The sequence below is a fragment of the Aneurinibacillus danicus genome, from assembly GCF_007991215.1.
In the GTDB taxonomy this organism is placed as follows: domain Bacteria; phylum Bacillota; class Bacilli; order Aneurinibacillales; family Aneurinibacillaceae; genus Aneurinibacillus; species Aneurinibacillus danicus.
The window spans coordinates 1-17019 of sequence record NZ_BJXX01000122.1; the positions used below are offsets into that span (position 1 = coordinate 1).

Annotated in this window: 11 protein-coding genes and 2 pseudogenes; 3 read left to right on the forward strand and 10 right to left on the reverse strand. The window is 46.9% G+C overall.

Annotated elements, in window-relative coordinates:
• Positions 1-324 precede the first annotated feature (324 nt).
• The gene (locus ADA01nite_RS13330; protein ID WP_146810660.1) at positions 325-513 is read right to left on the reverse strand and encodes a hypothetical protein; all 189 of its coding nucleotides are present in this window, start codon (positions 511-513) and stop codon (positions 325-327) included.
• Positions 514-1258: 745 nt separating this feature from the next.
• On the opposite strand from ADA01nite_RS13330, the gene ADA01nite_RS13335 reads away from it, so the two are divergent.
• Complete coding sequence (locus tag ADA01nite_RS13335) at positions 1259-2464, forward strand: serine hydrolase domain-containing protein (protein ID WP_146810662.1); 1206 nt, start codon at positions 1259-1261, stop codon at positions 2462-2464.
• Positions 2465-2788: 324 nt separating this feature from the next.
• Here the strand turns inward: ADA01nite_RS13335 and ADA01nite_RS23080 are convergent.
• From ADA01nite_RS23080 to ADA01nite_RS13345, 3 genes and pseudogenes are all read right to left on the reverse strand, one after another.
• Positions 2789-2935, reverse strand: a pseudogene (locus ADA01nite_RS23080) (hypothetical protein); the annotation flags it as partial.
• A 538-nt stretch (positions 2936-3473) separates the two neighbouring features.
• On the reverse strand, positions 3474-3992 hold the full coding sequence (locus ADA01nite_RS13340) for a YbaK/EbsC family protein (protein WP_146810664.1): 519 nt from the start codon (positions 3990-3992) through the stop codon (positions 3474-3476).
• Positions 3993-4311: 319 nt separating this feature from the next.
• Positions 4312-5121, reverse strand: a complete 810-nt coding sequence (locus tag ADA01nite_RS13345) for a DUF2935 domain-containing protein (protein ID WP_146810666.1) — start codon at positions 5119-5121, stop codon at positions 4312-4314.
• Positions 5122-5636: 515 nt separating this feature from the next.
• Here ADA01nite_RS13345 and ADA01nite_RS13350 point away from each other — a divergent pair.
• Positions 5637-6026: a YmaF family protein gene (locus tag ADA01nite_RS13350; protein WP_146810668.1), complete on the forward strand. Its 390-nt coding sequence runs from the start codon at positions 5637-5639 to the stop codon at positions 6024-6026.
• 287 nt (positions 6027-6313) lie between these two features.
• Here ADA01nite_RS13350 and mutL read toward each other — a convergent pair whose 3' ends face one another.
• The 6 genes from mutL to miaB all read right to left on the reverse strand — a co-directional run bounded on the left by mutL (position 6314) and on the right by miaB (position 15576).
• Positions 6314-8431 carry a DNA mismatch repair endonuclease MutL gene (mutL, locus tag ADA01nite_RS13355; protein WP_146810670.1) on the reverse strand — a complete coding sequence of 706 codons (2118 nt, stop codon included), beginning with the start codon at positions 8429-8431 and terminating at the stop codon, positions 6314-6316.
• Positions 8432-8455: 24 nt separating this feature from the next.
• Entirely contained in the window at positions 8456-11158 is a 2703-nt protein-coding gene (mutS, locus tag ADA01nite_RS13360; RefSeq protein ID WP_246147338.1) for a DNA mismatch repair protein MutS, read from the reverse strand.
• Positions 11159-11199: 41 nt separating this feature from the next.
• Positions 11200-12645: a putative amidoligase domain-containing protein gene (locus tag ADA01nite_RS13365; protein WP_146810672.1), complete on the reverse strand. Its 1446-nt coding sequence runs from the start codon at positions 12643-12645 to the stop codon at positions 11200-11202.
• Between the two features lie 82 nt (positions 12646-12727).
• On the reverse strand, positions 12728-13282 hold the full coding sequence (cotE, locus tag ADA01nite_RS13370; protein ID WP_146810674.1) for an outer spore coat protein CotE: 555 nt from the start codon (positions 13280-13282) through the stop codon (positions 12728-12730).
• 312 nt (positions 13283-13594) lie between these two features.
• The gene (locus ADA01nite_RS13375; protein WP_146810676.1) at positions 13595-14047 is read right to left on the reverse strand and encodes a YlbF/YmcA family competence regulator; all 453 of its coding nucleotides are present in this window, start codon (positions 14045-14047) and stop codon (positions 13595-13597) included.
• Between the two features lie 5 nt (positions 14048-14052).
• Entirely contained in the window at positions 14053-15576 is a 1524-nt protein-coding gene (gene miaB, locus ADA01nite_RS13380; RefSeq protein WP_146810678.1) for a tRNA (N6-isopentenyl adenosine(37)-C2)-methylthiotransferase MiaB, read from the reverse strand.
• Between the two features lie 295 nt (positions 15577-15871).
• Between miaB and ADA01nite_RS13385 the strand changes: the two are divergent.
• A pseudogene (locus ADA01nite_RS13385) lies at positions 15872-16912 on the forward strand (zinc-dependent alcohol dehydrogenase family protein).
• The last annotated feature ends 107 nt before the right edge of the window (positions 16913-17019 follow it).

A 17019-nucleotide genomic window follows, 5' to 3' on the forward strand; every position in this document is an offset into this window, starting at 1 on the left:
TTGCTGTCCAGGGTGCCATTGCTGTCCAGGGTGCCATTGCTGTCCATGATGCCATTGCTGTCCATGATGCCATTGCTGCTGTCTATCTTCACTCATATTCTTCCCTCCAAGGTATTAGTCTATTTCCTGCATTTAGAATATGTGGTCTGAATGGAAAAGTGAAAAGAATAAGAGCCCAAAATATCCCGCATTTGTACCTGTTAAAAAACCTCTCGGATTTCCGAGAGGTTCGTGACTGTTCCCCTATACACTTGTTACCTACCAAGCTATGCAGAATAATAAGGGAATAGGACTGGTTTTATTGGGAAAATTTTAGAATTGTATCTAATTGGATCTGCGACTGTCCATAGTATCATTTTCCGTCCGTCTAATATTTTGTATTTCTAAATTAATCATACGCATTTGTTTGTAAATTTCCATCGTCTCAGAATGGGTAGTAGAAGGACGTTTTATTTTTTCGATCAACTCATCTTTTTGTTTTTGCAAAAAAACAATTCTTCCTAACAATGCCATCTCTTCATACCACCCTTCTCAATTTAATTTCTCATGTTTTTAAATGTATTTTATAGCAAAACAGCGTTTTTCAAAGTTGATTTGTAAGATTATATGACATTAATTTTCACTATTCATGTAAAATCTACAACACCTAAAAACGGGATTTGGTTGAATTCCGGTTCTTTTATCTATCACCCGCCTCCAGGGCAAAATAAAAAGCCGCCTACGGGCGAATTGTGCTGTTTTATATCTTTTTCTGTCATTAAATATAACTATATTGTAGAAAATGTCGAACGATTCTCGTTCAGCTCCCCCTTCTATGTGGTAAAATTATAAAAATCCCTTGTAGTTACCTCGGATTTTACTCTCCTAGAATATCCCCCTACTTGGTGCCTTACAGGCACTATTTTTTTGCTTACTTTTCTTCTCTCTCTGGCTGATATCCGGGTTTAGTGTTCCGAATTTTTATGGTATATGCTCTTCCATATATCGCTGGCATTCGTATACCATGGACTATGTTACCTGCTTTCTCCGAACATCTCTCGAACTTCTGGATCATATTCATGATATGACGTCAGACCGCATACACCGAACTCGAATTGTGGCGTACGCTGCTTCAAAAAAAGACAGCAGAAAAAGCCTAGAGCTAAAAAAATTGACAAGCCTGCCTTAAGCATGATACGTTAATTTCAAGGCAGTTAAGATTTCAGAATAGTCTTTATTTATCAAAAAATATAGGTTTACGAGAGGAGATGATGAAGGTATGACGAGTCAAGCAATCAAGAGTACTCTCACAGATACTCTTGATAAAGTTTTGAGTAACGCCGTAGGCAGGGCTGGAGGCATACCCGGAGTGGTTGCAATGATAACTGACCGTGAAGGGAACATCTACGAGGGTGCAGCCGGGGTACGTGAGATCGGCAAGGAAACGCCGATGACCACCGACACAGTGTTTGCTCTTTTCTCGACTACTAAGGCCATCACCGGCACAGTATTGATGCAACTGGTCCAGGAAGGCAAAGTCAGACTTGACGATCCGGTCAGGAAGTATGTGCCTGAGATTTCTGAAATTAAGGTTCTCGAAGGGTTTGACGCAGACGGGCAACCCAAACTAAGAGAACCCAGAACCAACATTACCATCAACATGCTGATGCTCCACACTGCTGGCTTTGGTTACGAGTTCTTCAGTCATGAGGATCGAAAATATCGTGATGCAAAGGAAGTACCTTCCATACTCACCAGCACCTTTGACTCAGTTAAGAGTGTGCTGCTATTCGAGCCAGGTGAACGCTGGAACTATGGCGTCAACATTGACTGGGTTGGCAAGGTTGTCGAAGCTGTATGTGGTAAGCGACTAGGCGAAGTGATGGCCGAGCGGATTTTTGCCCCCCTGGACATGAACGACATCGGATTCACACTAACTCCGTCGATGATGGAACGCCGCGCAACCATCCACCGTCGAACCCAGGACGGTAATATCACGCCGCTACCTGGTCTCATGCTGCCACAATCTCCCGAAATGGACATGGGAGGACACGGTTTATATGCCAGCATTGGCGAATACATGAAGTTTATTCGGATGATCCTGAATGAGGGTGCAGGCGTACTCAACCCGGAAACGGTCGCGCAAATGTCTCAGAATGGGCTTGGGGCACTGAAGAGCGGCGGCTGGAGCTCGTCCGATCCATCGTTGGCTAATGACGGTGAGTTCTACCCTGGTGTGCAAAAGTCGTGGGCTTATACATTCCAGGTAAATGAGGATCCTATCCCCACAGGTCGGCCAGCAGGCCAATTGATGTGGGCGGGGTTGGCCAACCTGTTCTACTGGATCGACCGCCAGAACGGCATTGGTGGATTTTTTGCTTCCCAAGTCTTCCCATTCCAGGATGTGGCTTCGTATTTGGGCTTCATCGAGTTCGAGTCAGCAGTCTACAGTACATTGAAACAGTTAGGTCAAATTGACACTTAATCCAAGGATACGAGTTTGAATAAATGGGGGCTACGGTTGCTGACCGTGAGTTTTCTTATACTATCGGCTCTACGTCATAATGAGTTTTCTATTCGTGTGCACACTTTCTGAGTAGCCGTTCGTCGCAAAAAAGTGAATGTGTTCGACAAACACCTTTCCGCATAGGAAATTTTTTTGTAACTTTGTCTCTTTCACTTCGTATAAGAAAGTGTACACGCTCTCTTTATCCTCCCCCTGTTGTAACCTACAGGGGTTTTTTTTGTTTATTTATCAGAAGAATAGGCAATACTCAAAACAGTACCTTCACCTTTTTTCTCCTCTCCTTTACCCTTCTGCATTGCAGAGGGGATTTTTATTTTCGTTCAAACTGCTCCCAATGTTCTTCGAATCTTTTACTTCACGTATAGACTTCTTCACTATCAGCTTATCTCCTACCTGAAAGTCACGGTCACTCTTCCGAATTGTAAACCTCTTCCATCCAGCACCGCTTGAAAGTACGGTGAGTCTGTTTTTAGTTCGTGCGTTTTCCCTTCTCTCCTCATCCTCCCCCGGTTCATAAGCCGTTGCACAACTATACTGTTAAACCAAAATAGAATTAATATTAAACCAAAAAAGAATGACGAAAGCGCAAATAGGAGCGTTTATACTGCTATTTCTTGCTTTCTTTGTTGGCATACTATTTGCTTATGTTAAAAAGTGCTGACAGGTGCTCTCTTCACCTATCACCTTCTAATCATGGAAGCAAGACTCCACCATATATCCTCTTGCTTCCTTTTTTTTATTTTCCCTGCGCACCATTATGCCAGCCGCTTCATCACTTCGTATGAGCCGTTTGTCATCACTCGGTTATGGTACTGGCTCCGGAGTCTTGAGAAGTGGTTGTGAACTCATCCTCTAAATGGATATCCGTTGAAGTGAACGGGCAGATAGTACAGAAATTGAGCACAAAATAACCAGTCGTTGCTATATCCGACTGGTTGTTTGATTTAATACTTCTGTATAGTTAAGTTCAAAGTCCATCGTTTTTTACAGCTACTGTTTCTCTAAACTCGGCTTCTTTCCATCCTTTACAAACATCTACCCACTCTTTAGCAAATGAATATTGAAATAATTCATCACATGTCAATTCGATGGCAGAGTTTGTGCTTCCGCAGGCGGGGAAAAGGGTCTCAAAACGTTTCATCGAGATATCCAGATAGACGTCCATTTCGTTTTTCAATCCGAACGGGCAAACGCCACCTATGACATGTCCGGTTTGCTCCAGCACTTCGTCAGGCGTGAGCATACGTGCCTTGAAGCCAAATGTGTGACGAAATTTCTTGTTATCGATTTTGGCATCACCAGCAGCTACGATCAAGATGGCTTTGTCCCCTTCTCCCCTAAAGGATAGCGTCTTCGCAATTCGAGCAGGGATAACGCCAATTGTTTCAGCGGCCTGCTCAACCGTAGCACTCAATGTTTCAAACTCCATCACATCATTTTCACGATTCCACTGTTTAAAGTGGGCTTTTACACTTTCAAATGACATCTTATTCACCCTTCCCTTACCAATTATTACATAAAATGATAACACGCTTTAAGGTTCTGGTGCAAAAAACCTAAACTTACGGTAAGTAATCTATTAAAACAACTAAATTACATTTTATCATACATAACCCCTCTCATTTAAGATTTCAAGGACAAATCTCCAGGATTCGAGTCAATATCTTGGACACAAAAGCTCTTGCGCTAGGATATTTTATTGAAGTACATACGTTCGTATTTAAAAAGAGAAAAAGACTCCACTGCCGAATGAATATGATTGGAGCGGCTACCCTAGTTTACAAAATGGGCATTGTCGGACGTTTTTAGCATTTACTAACAGATTTTTTTCCTGTTAGTGCCCTTTCAAACATATCGATAATCTCCAAAAATCTCTCCGCTTCACGGAATACGTGATCAGCCAGTAATGGGTGAATAATACTTTTAATACGGCATGCCTCAATTAAATCACGAGCCGTCTTTTTAAAATCACGAAGTGATTTTACAGATACTCTGTTTTGGTCAAGAAACTGACTAAGAAGAGGGGACGTTTGTGATTGTGGACGCATAGAATCCAAATCAATTGCTTGAAATAATAATTGATCAAAATCATTACTGAATTCCTGAGCCTGCTCTACGAGTTTTCGTTCTGACGGGTCCAGAAGATGACCAATAAATTTCGCATGATCGGCCATAATACGCAAGAAAAATACGTTTTCATCGATAATGGCATCGGGTATTGGCTCCAATTGACCTTGATTTAACTCTGACAACCTATTTCTAAAGTAATTTGCTTCTCTACTTATATGATCAATAAGTAAAGGAAATAAATTAGCTCCAGGCAACTTGCAATGTAAAATAAGACCAAGAAGTTTTCTTTTATAAACCCAAATATGAGAGACGGCATTATAAACCTCTGCATTAAATTGTGTAATCTGTCGGGGATCTGTTTTCAAAGTAAAAGCATGTGATTGGCTCTCAATTTGTTCGAAGATACGAAAAAATTGTTGTGCTTCATTTATAAGCTGAGTATCTTCACATCGAAGGCCCAATGTAATAAACAACGAGTGTTCTTTCATAATACGGGACCAGAAACGAACCTCATCTAACGAGCGAGCAACAAATCCATTGGACATGAACAAGCCTCCTAAAATAAACTTTCAGAATAAGATATGCATAAATGTTCCAATGGGTAACAGCCTACATTTATTTGTTAAATAGACATAAACCAAGTTATCGAACTTAAAAAAGGCGTTCTCATGAAGAGAGCACCTATTCCTTTCTTTTGCTCATCATAGATAATCCAAGCTAGATTTTTTATGACTTCATACTTTAATTTCCGCGCTCTTGTGTACGGTACACCCTCTTCACCTTACGTTCGTGTCACTTCGTGTGTCTCTCTTTTTTTATGCAACCAAAAAAGGACCGCTCCCCCGGAACGGTCCCTTCGCTTATCTTCTGACATTATCATCATACCACCCCTATCTCAAAATGGCGCGCCAAGCTTCAGCCAAAATCATGCCATTTTCACGCCATTTTTTCAGTTCGTAGCCTCCTTTAAAAAGGGCAATTTCCTAATAATAATCGTCCAAACCAAAAAGAAAAGACAACCATACGATACGATAAGACTTTACTTCAAGGAGGCATCTTGATGAATAAAAAGCCAACAAATAAAAAAAGTTTCCAGATAAAAAATAAACCTAACAGCAAAACGTACACAAAAAGACAGATACAGGTACAGACACATACACACGAATTTTTAGGTAGTACCAAGTTGGCAGAAGCAGGGGCTGACAGACATAACCATCGTTTTGCAGGAGTTACAAGTCAAGCAATCCGTAGAGGTAATAGCCATGTACATGTGATAACTGTTAATACCGATTTTTTTAATCACCTTCATCAAGTTAGAATAATAACGGGTCCTGCTATTCCTGTTGGGAACGGAAAGCATGTACACTTTGCCAAAGGAAGAACTACACTGAACGATGGCCACGTCCATAATTTCGAATTCTCCACCTTAATTCAAAGTCCCCTTATATAAGGAAACTTATAACAAAGCGGCTCTTTGGTGCACTAGAAAGCCGCTTTTTACATAGCTGAGATTACTCTTTAGCCCCCCAGAGAAGTTGGACACTAAGGGTGTATTTTGATTACACTTCGCTTTGAACAAGCTGTAAAACACTACAAACAATCACTTTAGCCTAATAAAGGTTAGCAAAATGTTTGCAATTGAACCTTTCAAGCAATAATAGAGAAGATAAAAAGCAGAAAACCCTTGGTATTACTGGATTTTCTGCTTTTTCTCTTCTGTCTATGTTTCAAGTATTTTTACATAACCCTCTTAAACATCTTCTCGATATCATATGTCGAAAAATGAATGATAATCGGCCGGCCATGCGGGCACGTGAACGGACTGGTCGTACGGCGCAGTCGTTCGATGAGTGCTTCCATCTCAGCATGATTCAAATAACGGTTCGCTTTGATAGCCGCTTTGCATGACATCGTAATGGCCGCTGCTTCACGCAATTTCACCACGTCAATGCCTTTTTTCGATGTGAGCACCATCTCTACCATCTCGCGCAGAATCGCTTCTTCTTCGCCGCGCGGCAGCCAGCGTGGATGGGAACGAATAATATAGCTGTTTGCACCAAACGGCTCCATATGCACGCCTACCTGTTCGAACCAGTCACGGCCTTCCTCTACGGCAGCCGCTTCCGCCGCCGTCAACTCCAGCGTAATCGGAATCAGCAAATCCTGGCTTTCAATAGCCTCCTCGCGCAGCTTGTTAAGAAAATACTCATAGAAGATGCGTTCCTGGGCAGCATGCTGATCAATCATAAACATGCCGTCCTGGTTTTGTGCCAGGATGTATGTGCCGTGCAGCTGCCCGAGAGGATACATTTCCGGCACACGCAGATTGACGGCATCCCTTTCGACGCTTTCCGGTTCATCCTGTGCCTGTCCCTCCGATAAAGGTTGTTTTTCGGTTGTAGGAACGGCATTCATCTGCGATGCAGAATCCTGTGTGGATAAGGAAGCAGCAGGGGCATCTTCTGCATCTGCGATATTCAGCTTTCGTTCCGCAACATAGTCTGAACCCGGCTCTGTCCGGTATAGACTCTCTGTGGCGGCTGTATCTTCCGCTCGCTCCGAGCCAAATCCAGAGAACGGAGAGTGCGGCCTTGTTTTTATTTGGTTCGCCCGGTTCTTCTCCGTCCCTCCCGAACCTACCTCCGCTTCCCACCTGGCTTCAGATTTCCATTCTTCCTGACGAGAGTCCGCATCTTCTTCTCCTATCGTTCCTTGTTCAAAATCAGATGCAGACACACCGGCTTCCCTTCTCTTCTCTTCTCTGCCCGGTACAAAGAGCGTCCAATCCATGGATGCCTGGTACTCATTACTTTTAGGGCGCGGTCCGCTCTGTGCCGATCGCTTTCGTCCCGGCTCCGGAATTAAACGCTGAGCACTCCAGACCTGTTTGACCTCCTGCTCCACGAAAGCATACAATTCCTGATCTTTGCTGAAACGGACTTCCAGCTTCGCCGGATGGACATTGACATCGACGAGCGTTGGGTCCATATCAATCGAAAGTACCGCAATCGGATAGCGATTAATCGGCAGCAGCGTATGATAGCCGCGTAAAATCGCATTCGTCAATCCCATATTGCGGATATAGCGGCCGTTAATCAGCGTAGAAATATATGAGCGGCTGGCGCGGGTAATCTCCGGCCTGGCAAGGTAGCCCGTCATGGTAAAATCGAGGGACTCTGCTTCAATCTTGACCATATTACGGGCGACATTCATGCCGTATACGGCCGCAATCACATGCAGCAATTGGCCGTCGCCTGACGTGCGCAGTAGCTGTTTCTGATTGTGCGTCAGCAAAAACGCAATTGTCGGATGCGAAAGTGCCAGCCTGTTCATAACATCCGACGCATGGCCGACTTCCGTATGAATGGTTTTCATGTATTTTAGGCGGGCCGGCGTATTATAAAACAAGTCGGACACGATCACTTCCGTACCGCGCGGAAAGGCGATCGGCTCACACACATCTTCCCTACCGCCCACGATGCGGATACGCGTGCCAACCTTCTCTCCTTTAGGAGTGCTTTTTACTTCTGTACGGGAGACAGCTGCGATGCTGGGCAGCGCCTCGCCGCGAAAGCCCAACGTACGAATGTGGGCGAGATCGCGTTCCCGTTTCAGCTTGCTGGTAGCGTGTCGCTCGAATGCCAGACGGCAATCTTCTTCGACCATACCGCACCCGTTATCCACAACACGGATCGAAGCCAGCCCCCCTTCTTCGAGATGCACTTCAATTCGGGTACTTCCGGCGTCAATTGCATTTTCCACCAGCTCCTTGACGACGGAGGCCGGCCGCTCGACTACTTCACCGGCCGCAATTAAGTTGGCTAATTGGGCATCCATCACCTGGATATTTGCCACGGACATCTCCTCCTTGCCTGTCCGTTAGATATGCTTTTTTAGTTCAAATAAAAAGTTCATCGCCTGCATGGGCGTCATATTCAACAAATCCGCTTCACGCAGCTTTTTGAGCGCTTTTTCTTCCGCTTTGCTCGGCACAGTACGCTCTGCCTTCTTCCCGGCGGCCGGTTGCCCCGGATTCCAGAAGAGCTCGAGCTGTTCGGCTTCTTCCGCTGCGGGTGCACCGATTGTTATCGGCTCGCATACCGGCTCCGCTCCGGAATTCTGTTTGTTCGTCTGCAGCTGCTCACCGCCTGGCGCCACTTCCCGCGCTACCGCGCCTTCGTATTCGTCCAGCAGTTGGTTGGCACGCTCAATAATGCGGGGGGGCAGCCCTGCAATCTGGGCGCAGTAAATGCCGTAGCTTTTATCAGCCGGACCGTTGACCAGCTTACGCAGGAAAATCACGTTATCTTCCGTTTCATTGACCGCCATATGAAAATTCTCCAGCCGATCAAGTGTCGCCTCCAGGTGTGACAGCTCATGATAATGGGTCGATACAAGCGTCTTACAGCCGATATCGTTATGCAAATATTCAATAACCGCTTGGGCGATGGACATTCCTTCCGATGTCGAAGTGCCCCGGCCCAGTTCATCGATAATAACAAGACTGCGTTCTCCGGCGTTTGTAAGTGTAACCTCGATTTCTTTCATTTCGACCATGAATGTACTCTGGCCACCCACCAAGTCATCCGCCGCTCCAATCCGGGTGAAGATTCGATCCACTGGCGTCACCTGCGCGAACTCAGCGGGTACGAAGCTGCCCATCTGCGCCATAATCACGATAAGCGCAACCTGACGCATATAGGTGCTTTTCCCCGCCATATTCGGACCGGTGATCAGCAGAATTTGTCGGTCAAGGCCCAATTCCGTATCATTCGGCACGAACGGTTCCCCATGCAATACCGCTTCGACGACCGGATGGCGGCCATCCCGAATGACCAGCGGACCTTCCGTCAGAATCTCGGGTCTTACATAGCGGTTATCCTGGGCCACCGTTGCAAGCGACTGCAGCACATCCACCGTCGCCACCTGCAGTGCCAACGTCTGCAGACGTTTCACTTCCCGGGCAATCCGCTCCCGGATTTCAACAAACAACTGGTATTCAAGCTCGGAACGCTTCTCTTCCGCTTCAAGGATAAGCGCTTCTTTTTCTTTTAATTCCGGCGTGATAAACCGCTCGGCGTTCGCTAGCGTTTGCTTACGCTCGTAGCGTCCTTCCGGCAGCGCGCTCAGGTTCGCTTTGGTTACTTCAATGTAGTAGCCGAACACTTTGTTATAACCGACCTTAAGCGAACGAATGCCTGTTGCCTGGCGTTCCTGCTGCTCAAGACTGGCAATCCATTGCTTGCCCTCGCGGCTGGCGGTGCGCAGCTTGTCCAAATATTCATGGTATCCTTCTTTAATCAATCCGCCCTCTTTCATAGCAACTGGCGGCTCGTCCACAATGCCGTTGTCGATGATCTCAACAATATCGCGGCATGGGTCCAGCCGGTCCGCTACGTCGCGCAGTGCATCCGAGCCAACTGCCAGCTCACGCAGTATGCGTTTAAGCCCCGGCACGGCTTTCAGAGAGGATTTCAACTGCACAAGATCACGCGGACTGGCCGTACCATACGCGATGCGACCGGCCAGTCGTTCCAGATCGTATACGTCTTTCAGGCAGGTGCGCAGCTCATCGCGCGCCAGCCAGCCGTCCAGCAGCGCCTGAACGGCCGCCTGCCGGCGCTCTATCTCGGCTTTGCTGAGAAGCGGTTTATCGATCCAGCGGCGCAGTAAGCGACCACCCATTGCTGTGACCGTCTGATCCAGCAGCCAGAGCAGTGAACCTTTCTTTGATTTATCCCGAATGGTCTCTACCAGTTCAAGGTTGCGGCGCGTAAACTGATCAAGCACCATGAACGACGATGCTTCATAGATCGTTACCCGGTGCAGATGATCAAGCGAACGCTTTTGCGTTTCTCTGAGATACGACAAAAGCCCGGATGCCGCCACCAGCATCGCATGCGTACTTTCCCGTCCGCTCTTCACATCGCCAAATAGCGTCCTAAAGCCTTTATGCGGATCCTGATCCGCTTCCTGCCGTTCGACGGAGCGCTTCGTAACAGCGATAGAATAAAGTTTTAACCGCTCGGATACCCCTTCTTCTACTGTCACATCGTCTGCAAGCAGCACGACTTCCGAAGGGCGATACTGCATCACTTCATCAAGCAGATGCGACTCGGAACCCACTTCTGTTACATAGAATTCTCCGGTGGAAATATCGCACGCGGCAAGTGCGAACGCATCTTCTTGTTTATATACCGATAGCAAGTAATTGTTTTCTTTGTCCTGCAGAAACTTGCCTTCCATCACCGTACCTGGTGTGATAACGCGGGTCACTTCCCGGCGCACAACGCCTTTGGCCTGTTTCGGGTCTTCTACCTGTTCACAGATAGCGACTTTATAGCCTTTCTCGATTAGCTGGGCAATATACGTATCGACAGAATGATACGGGACGCCGCACATTGGAATGCGTTCTTCACCGCCCCCTTCGCGTCCGGTCAACGTAATCTCCAATTCCCGCGACGCGGTCAGCGCGTCCTCAAAGAAGAGTTCATAAAAATCACCCAGCCGAAAGAACAGAAATGCGTCCCGATACTGGGCTTTGATCGCGAGGTATTGCTGGATCATGGGGGTATATTTCATAATGTTTCTTCTCTCCTGTACCTGCATTTTCTCCTCTCTCATTATAACATACTGTGCTCATACGCTCGATGGTCGATAGAAGTCTCCGGTTGAAATGGCGGCAGCTTCCAGGCAGGACGGATGTCGACGTATTCCTCCCATTCACCTCTCTCTAGCACCTGCTGGGCGAATGGTTCTAAATACGAGGCATATCGGGCATATCCATCCACTTGACGCAGCTCTTCCCAGAGTCCGGACATCAGCGGCGCAAACGCATCACGGTTTCCTTGATAGAAGGCGTGATGCATTCGGGAACTAAGCAGCGGCAATGCGCGCAAATTCTGATACGATTCGGCAATCAGGTGGCTTAGCGCTATTACACCGCGAGCCACCTTTGGCGATGCGAGCCAGCTCGGCAGCGTCCGGTATTCAAATCCCCCGTGAAATTGCAGCCGCATGTCGCCCAACTGCCCGTAACGCGGCCTTCGCGCCAGCGAGCGCGGGCTTTCGATCAGAAAGACAGACAGCGCCAGATACGCATCCAACGCGCGCAGCAGCTGCGAATTCGGCGCTATGCCGCTGAAATGGATATGACCGCCGATCGGGTACCCGGTAAGCGGCATGCCGCCCACTACCCATTCAATATGAGAGGAGCCGATTTTTCGGATACCTACCATCATAGCGCGATACAAGTTACGAAACAACTCTTTTGCGTCTTCCGCAGGCTCTGGACGCAGTTCCCCAAGCGGCAGGTGCGTCTTCGTCGTATCGCCCCTCAGGGTCGCACGGTCGCACCCTACAATCCCCTCCTTAGGAAAACAGCTCGATGCAAGTATCAGCTTACCGGCCGAATTACGCAGCACAAACTCCAAATCCGCCCCCAGCATAATCGATTGTTTCCGCATGTTATAGCGCCTACAGAATTGGGCGACATGAAAAACAAATTTCCGGGCCAGCGTATCCGTCATGCGAAATGTCGGAGCGATACCCAGCACATAGACTTCGCCGTTTAGACCGACGCCGAAATAGACGGCCGCAAAATCCAATCCCAGCGCATATACACTGCGTACCGCATACTGCCGCAAGCGGCGGATTTCCTTCGTTTTTTGATCGGATGCAATCTCCTCATAGTCATTCTCCCCCTCGCGAATACGGGTGTGCAGCCAGAGGCGAGGCTCGGAAGAACGATATAAACTAATGATATTCTGCTGAAAAACAATGGCTATGTAACGCCGAATAGTAGCCATGGCCGGCTTCCCTTTCTCTGCATACGAAATGCCAATATCTGCAAGCATTTTTTCCGTCGCAGCTGGATCTAACGCGTTGGCAATCGCCTCTTTTCCATTTAACACCACTGTACGCCGGTCGCAAGCGGAGAGTCCGGCATCTCCCCACTGCAGTATGAATGGCGGTTCTCCAATCAGATTTCCTCCTGCATTTCCCTTCCAATACTTAAGCAGAGAGGGGTCAGGTGTATCGGCCTGGCCATACAGCAGAAAACAAGTCATAGCCCCGCTTCCTTTCCCGTAAAATACTTTAAAAAGAAAAAGGGAGGATGCTCCCTCCCACGGTTATAAGCCCATATGCGTGTTAGTCGAGGAATGTGTCAGGATCAAGATCAGCGAAATCGTCCAGTTCCTCAAAATCGTCGGTGAAAGTGTCATCTTTTTCGCCGTCATCGCAAGAGTCGCAAACCCAGACACACAACTTCGTTTCCCCGACAATTTCTACCGCATATTCGCGCTCGACCGTAACCACGACTCCACCGCCTGGCTTCACCTTCGCCTCCACGCAGTTTGGCTCCTGTGTCACACGCGCCGTTACTTCCACTTCCCCACGCAAGTTATGGTCATAATAAGACAGAGGAACGACTTCCACAAACTTCGCAGTTTCCTTCAACACCGTAGTCTCTGTGTTGTTGTTGTAGGAATACCAGAGGTTAATTTCGTATGCTCCGCTCACCTCGACCGTTTCGCCTATCTTGTCGGCCCGGTATGTGTGATTGATAACCCAGGCACCTAAGATAGTGACCGCTTTGTGGGATGGGGTAACGGTATGAGTGGCTTCGGAAAACTTACGCCCCCGGCCGCAGACAGCTTTGGTGACGATTTCCCGGCACTGCTTCTCTTTATTCGTACTCGACATGTTGTTACCTCCTCCATGCAACGTTTCCCTACATGTGTATGCAGGGCAATCATCACGGGTGCAACACAAAAGTCTGCTTTCGGTGCCGCGTCCGCCTGTGCCGCCCTGATCAGCACTGTGACTGATAATCCATAAATATGCAGGGCAAGCGCCCGGGGTGCTTGGAAAAGCAGGACAGAGCGGATGGCGAAATCCGGTAAAAAACTTCTGCTGTCTTAAGGTGCGTTGTCTATTTTTAATTCAAAAAAAGATACCGGCATTGAGTACCGGTATCTTTCTTGATCACTATCCTTTTCTTTCTTTATTCCCGACTCAGCAACCGCAGCCACCCATACCTTCCGGTTTCGCTTTCGCGTATCCCGTCTCATTGTACAGCGGATCGCCGCCCGTCGAGACAATAATGCTTTCTGATACTTTATTGGCGATAACGCTGGTCACCATCTGCAGCAGTTCGTTAATATCCTGCTGCGTTTGTTTGAATTCGAGCACAATCGGAATCGAATCCAGCTCATCCTGCAGCGCGTCGATTTCCCGCTCAAGAGCGGGAATCTCATCATAGCGGCGGTTGTGCTCAAGCTTGACAATCTGCTTTTGTTTCTGTTTAATCTTAGCGATTAGCCCTTGCACCCGTCCATTGCCGCTAATCTTCTCTTCAGCCTGCTTAAAGCGCTCCACTTCCTCCGAACCTGCAATCAGCGCAGCCAATTCTTTCGCCTGATCTATAATAGGCGAATAATCCACTGTACGTTCCTTTTTCTCTTCCATCCGTATTACACCTCTACTTTGTTTGCCACTTCACCGTATAATGTCCATGTTTGCGGCTCTGTTATTTTAACATGAATCAGCTGGCCGATACAGTCTTCCGTTCCTCTAAAATGTACAATTTTGTTCGTACGGGTACGGCCGGTCATCATTTCTGGATTGTTTTTACTCGGACCTTCGACCAGCACCTCAAGCACCTGTCCGCGCAGCGCTTCGTTCTTCTCACGGCTAAGACGATTTACGAGGTCAATAAGACGCTGCAGACGATCTTTTTTCTCCGCTTCACTCACATTGTCTTCCATGCCGGCAGCCGGTGTGCCGTGGCGTGGAGAGTAAATGAAGGTATAGGCAGAATCAAAGCCCACTTCTTCTACGAGCGACAGCGTATCCTGGAACTGCTCCTCCGTCTCACCCGGGAAACCGACGATAATATCTGTCGTCAGCACTACATCGGGGATGGCCTCTTTAATTTTGCGGACCAGCTCAAGATATTGTTCCCGCGTATACTTGCGCGCCATTTTCTTAAGAACTTCGCTGTTTCCGGATTGGACCGGCAGATGAATGTGCTCCACCAGGTTACCTTTCTTCGCGAGCACTTCGATTAAATGGTCATCAAAATCACGCGGGTGGCTGGTTGTAAAACGAATGCGCGGCACATCAATTTTCTGCACTTCAGCCATCAAATCGCCGAAGCCGTATTCAATATCCGTAAAGTCTTTGCCGTACGCGTTGACGTTTTGGCCGAGCAGGTAGATTTCCTTGTAGCCCTGGCGCGCCAAGTCGCGTACTTCGGCGATAACGTCCTCAGGACGACGGCTGCGCTCTTTACCGCGTGTATACGGAACGATACAGTACGTACAGAACTTATCACAGCCGTACATGATGTTGACCCATGCGCGCAGTCCCTCTTTGCGCACTTTTGGCATATTCTCGACTACATCGCCTTCTTTGGACCAGACTTCCACAACCATTTCTTTATTGAAAAACGCATCGCGCATTAATACAGGCAAACGATGAATATTGTGCGTACCAAAGATTAAATCGACGTGCTGAAAGCTCTTCAGAATACGGTTTACGACCGCTTCTTCCTGGGACATACAGCCGCATACCCCCAGAATGAGCTCAGGCTTTTCTTTTTTCAAGTGCTTCAAGCGGCCCAGCTCGCCAAAAACTTTGTCTTCGGCGTTCTCGCGAATGGCGCATGTGTTGAACAAAATTACGTCCGCCTGCTTTTCGTCTTCTGTCGGAGTAAAGCTCATCGCCTGGAGAAGACCGGTAATGGTTTCCGTATCATGTTCATTGGCCTGACAACCGTACGTACGGATAAGGAAGGTACGACCTTTGCCCAGTTCCTTAAGCTCCTCCGGAATGCCGGTAAATTCCTGGTATTCGATCCCGTTGCTTGTTCTTTTTTTCGCCTCTTTCAGGCTTGGTGCCGTTCCGATAAAGTATTTACTGTAGTCTTTCTCCTTCTTCGGAGCGGATTTTAAGTCCGCTGAAGAAGATGCATGATTTTTCAGTTCTTGTGCCATAATAACCTCCATAAAAACTCATTATTTAATGAATGATACGATTAGAATTATACATAACCATAGATAGAAAAACAAAGAAAAAGCAATGAAATGAGTCTAAGGCTAAACATTCTGTTGTACAAATAATAAATATTCTATTAAAGCTATAAAATCGAGCACAGGTCTCATGTGTTCGACTTCTGCTCATGAGAATCACTGGAATTAATCGTACATTGCCTTGCCTTATATTCAGTGCTATTATATAACGCATCAATCATTTATTATACACAACCTACTTGTCAGGAGGAGACTTTTAATGAAAGCGCTTGTATTCAATGGAGTGAAAAGTAAAGAAATAGTTGAAAAACCAAAACCTTCGCTTGAAAAGCCAACCGATGTCATTGTAAAAATTACAAAAACAACCATTTGAGGAACTGATTTACACATCCTTACTGGAGATGTTCCTGCTGTTACAGTAGGACGTACGTTGGGCCATGAGGGTGTCGGAATCGTTGAAGAAGTTGGGTCAGCAGTCAACAATTTTAAGGTTGGAGACCGAGTACTCATCTCCTGCATTGCCTCCTGCGGAAAATGTGAAAATTGCAAAAAATCTTTGTACGCTCATTGTGAAGACGGCGGTTGGATTCTGGGTCACTTAATTGATGGCACTCAGGCCGAATATGTTCGCATCCCCCATGCTGATAACAGTCTGTATCATATCCCAGAGGGTGTGGACGAAGAAGCACTTGTTATGCTGAGCGATATATTGCCTACTGGATTTGAAATCGGTGTTCTTGCGGGACAGGTCAAGCCTGGTGATACAGTCGCAATCGTAGGGGCAGGTCCTGTAGGCTTAGCGTCGCTATTGACAGCCCAATTCTATTCTCCAGCCGAAATCATCATGATCGATTTAGACGACAACCGTCTTGATATTGCCAAGAAATTTGGAGCGACACAATTGGTAAACTCTTCGGACGGCAAAGCAGTAGAAAAAGTGATGGCGCTTACAGACAATAAGGGCGCAGATGTTGTAATGGAAGCTGTTGGAATTCCACCAACATTCTTGCTTTGCCAAGAAATCGTAAAAGCAGGCGGTCACATTGCAAACATTGGGGTTCATGGAAAGAGCGTTGAACTCCATATTGATAAGCTGTGGATTCGCAACATTACGTTAACTACAGGTTTAGTGAGTACAAGTTCAACACCCATGCTATTAAAGACTGTAAAATCAGGAAAATTGAAACCGGAGCAATTAATTACTCACCGTTTTTCCTTTGATGATATCCTTAAAGCTTATGATGTTTTCGGAAACGCCGCACGGGATCGAGCATTAAAGGTTATTATTTCCAACGAATAATTTGTTATGCCGTATTGCCCTGATGAGTACTGCTATAAATATGGAATTAGGGGCGTCCCAAAAGTAGATTTTTGATGCTTGAGGGACACCTTTTTTCTGTGAAAATC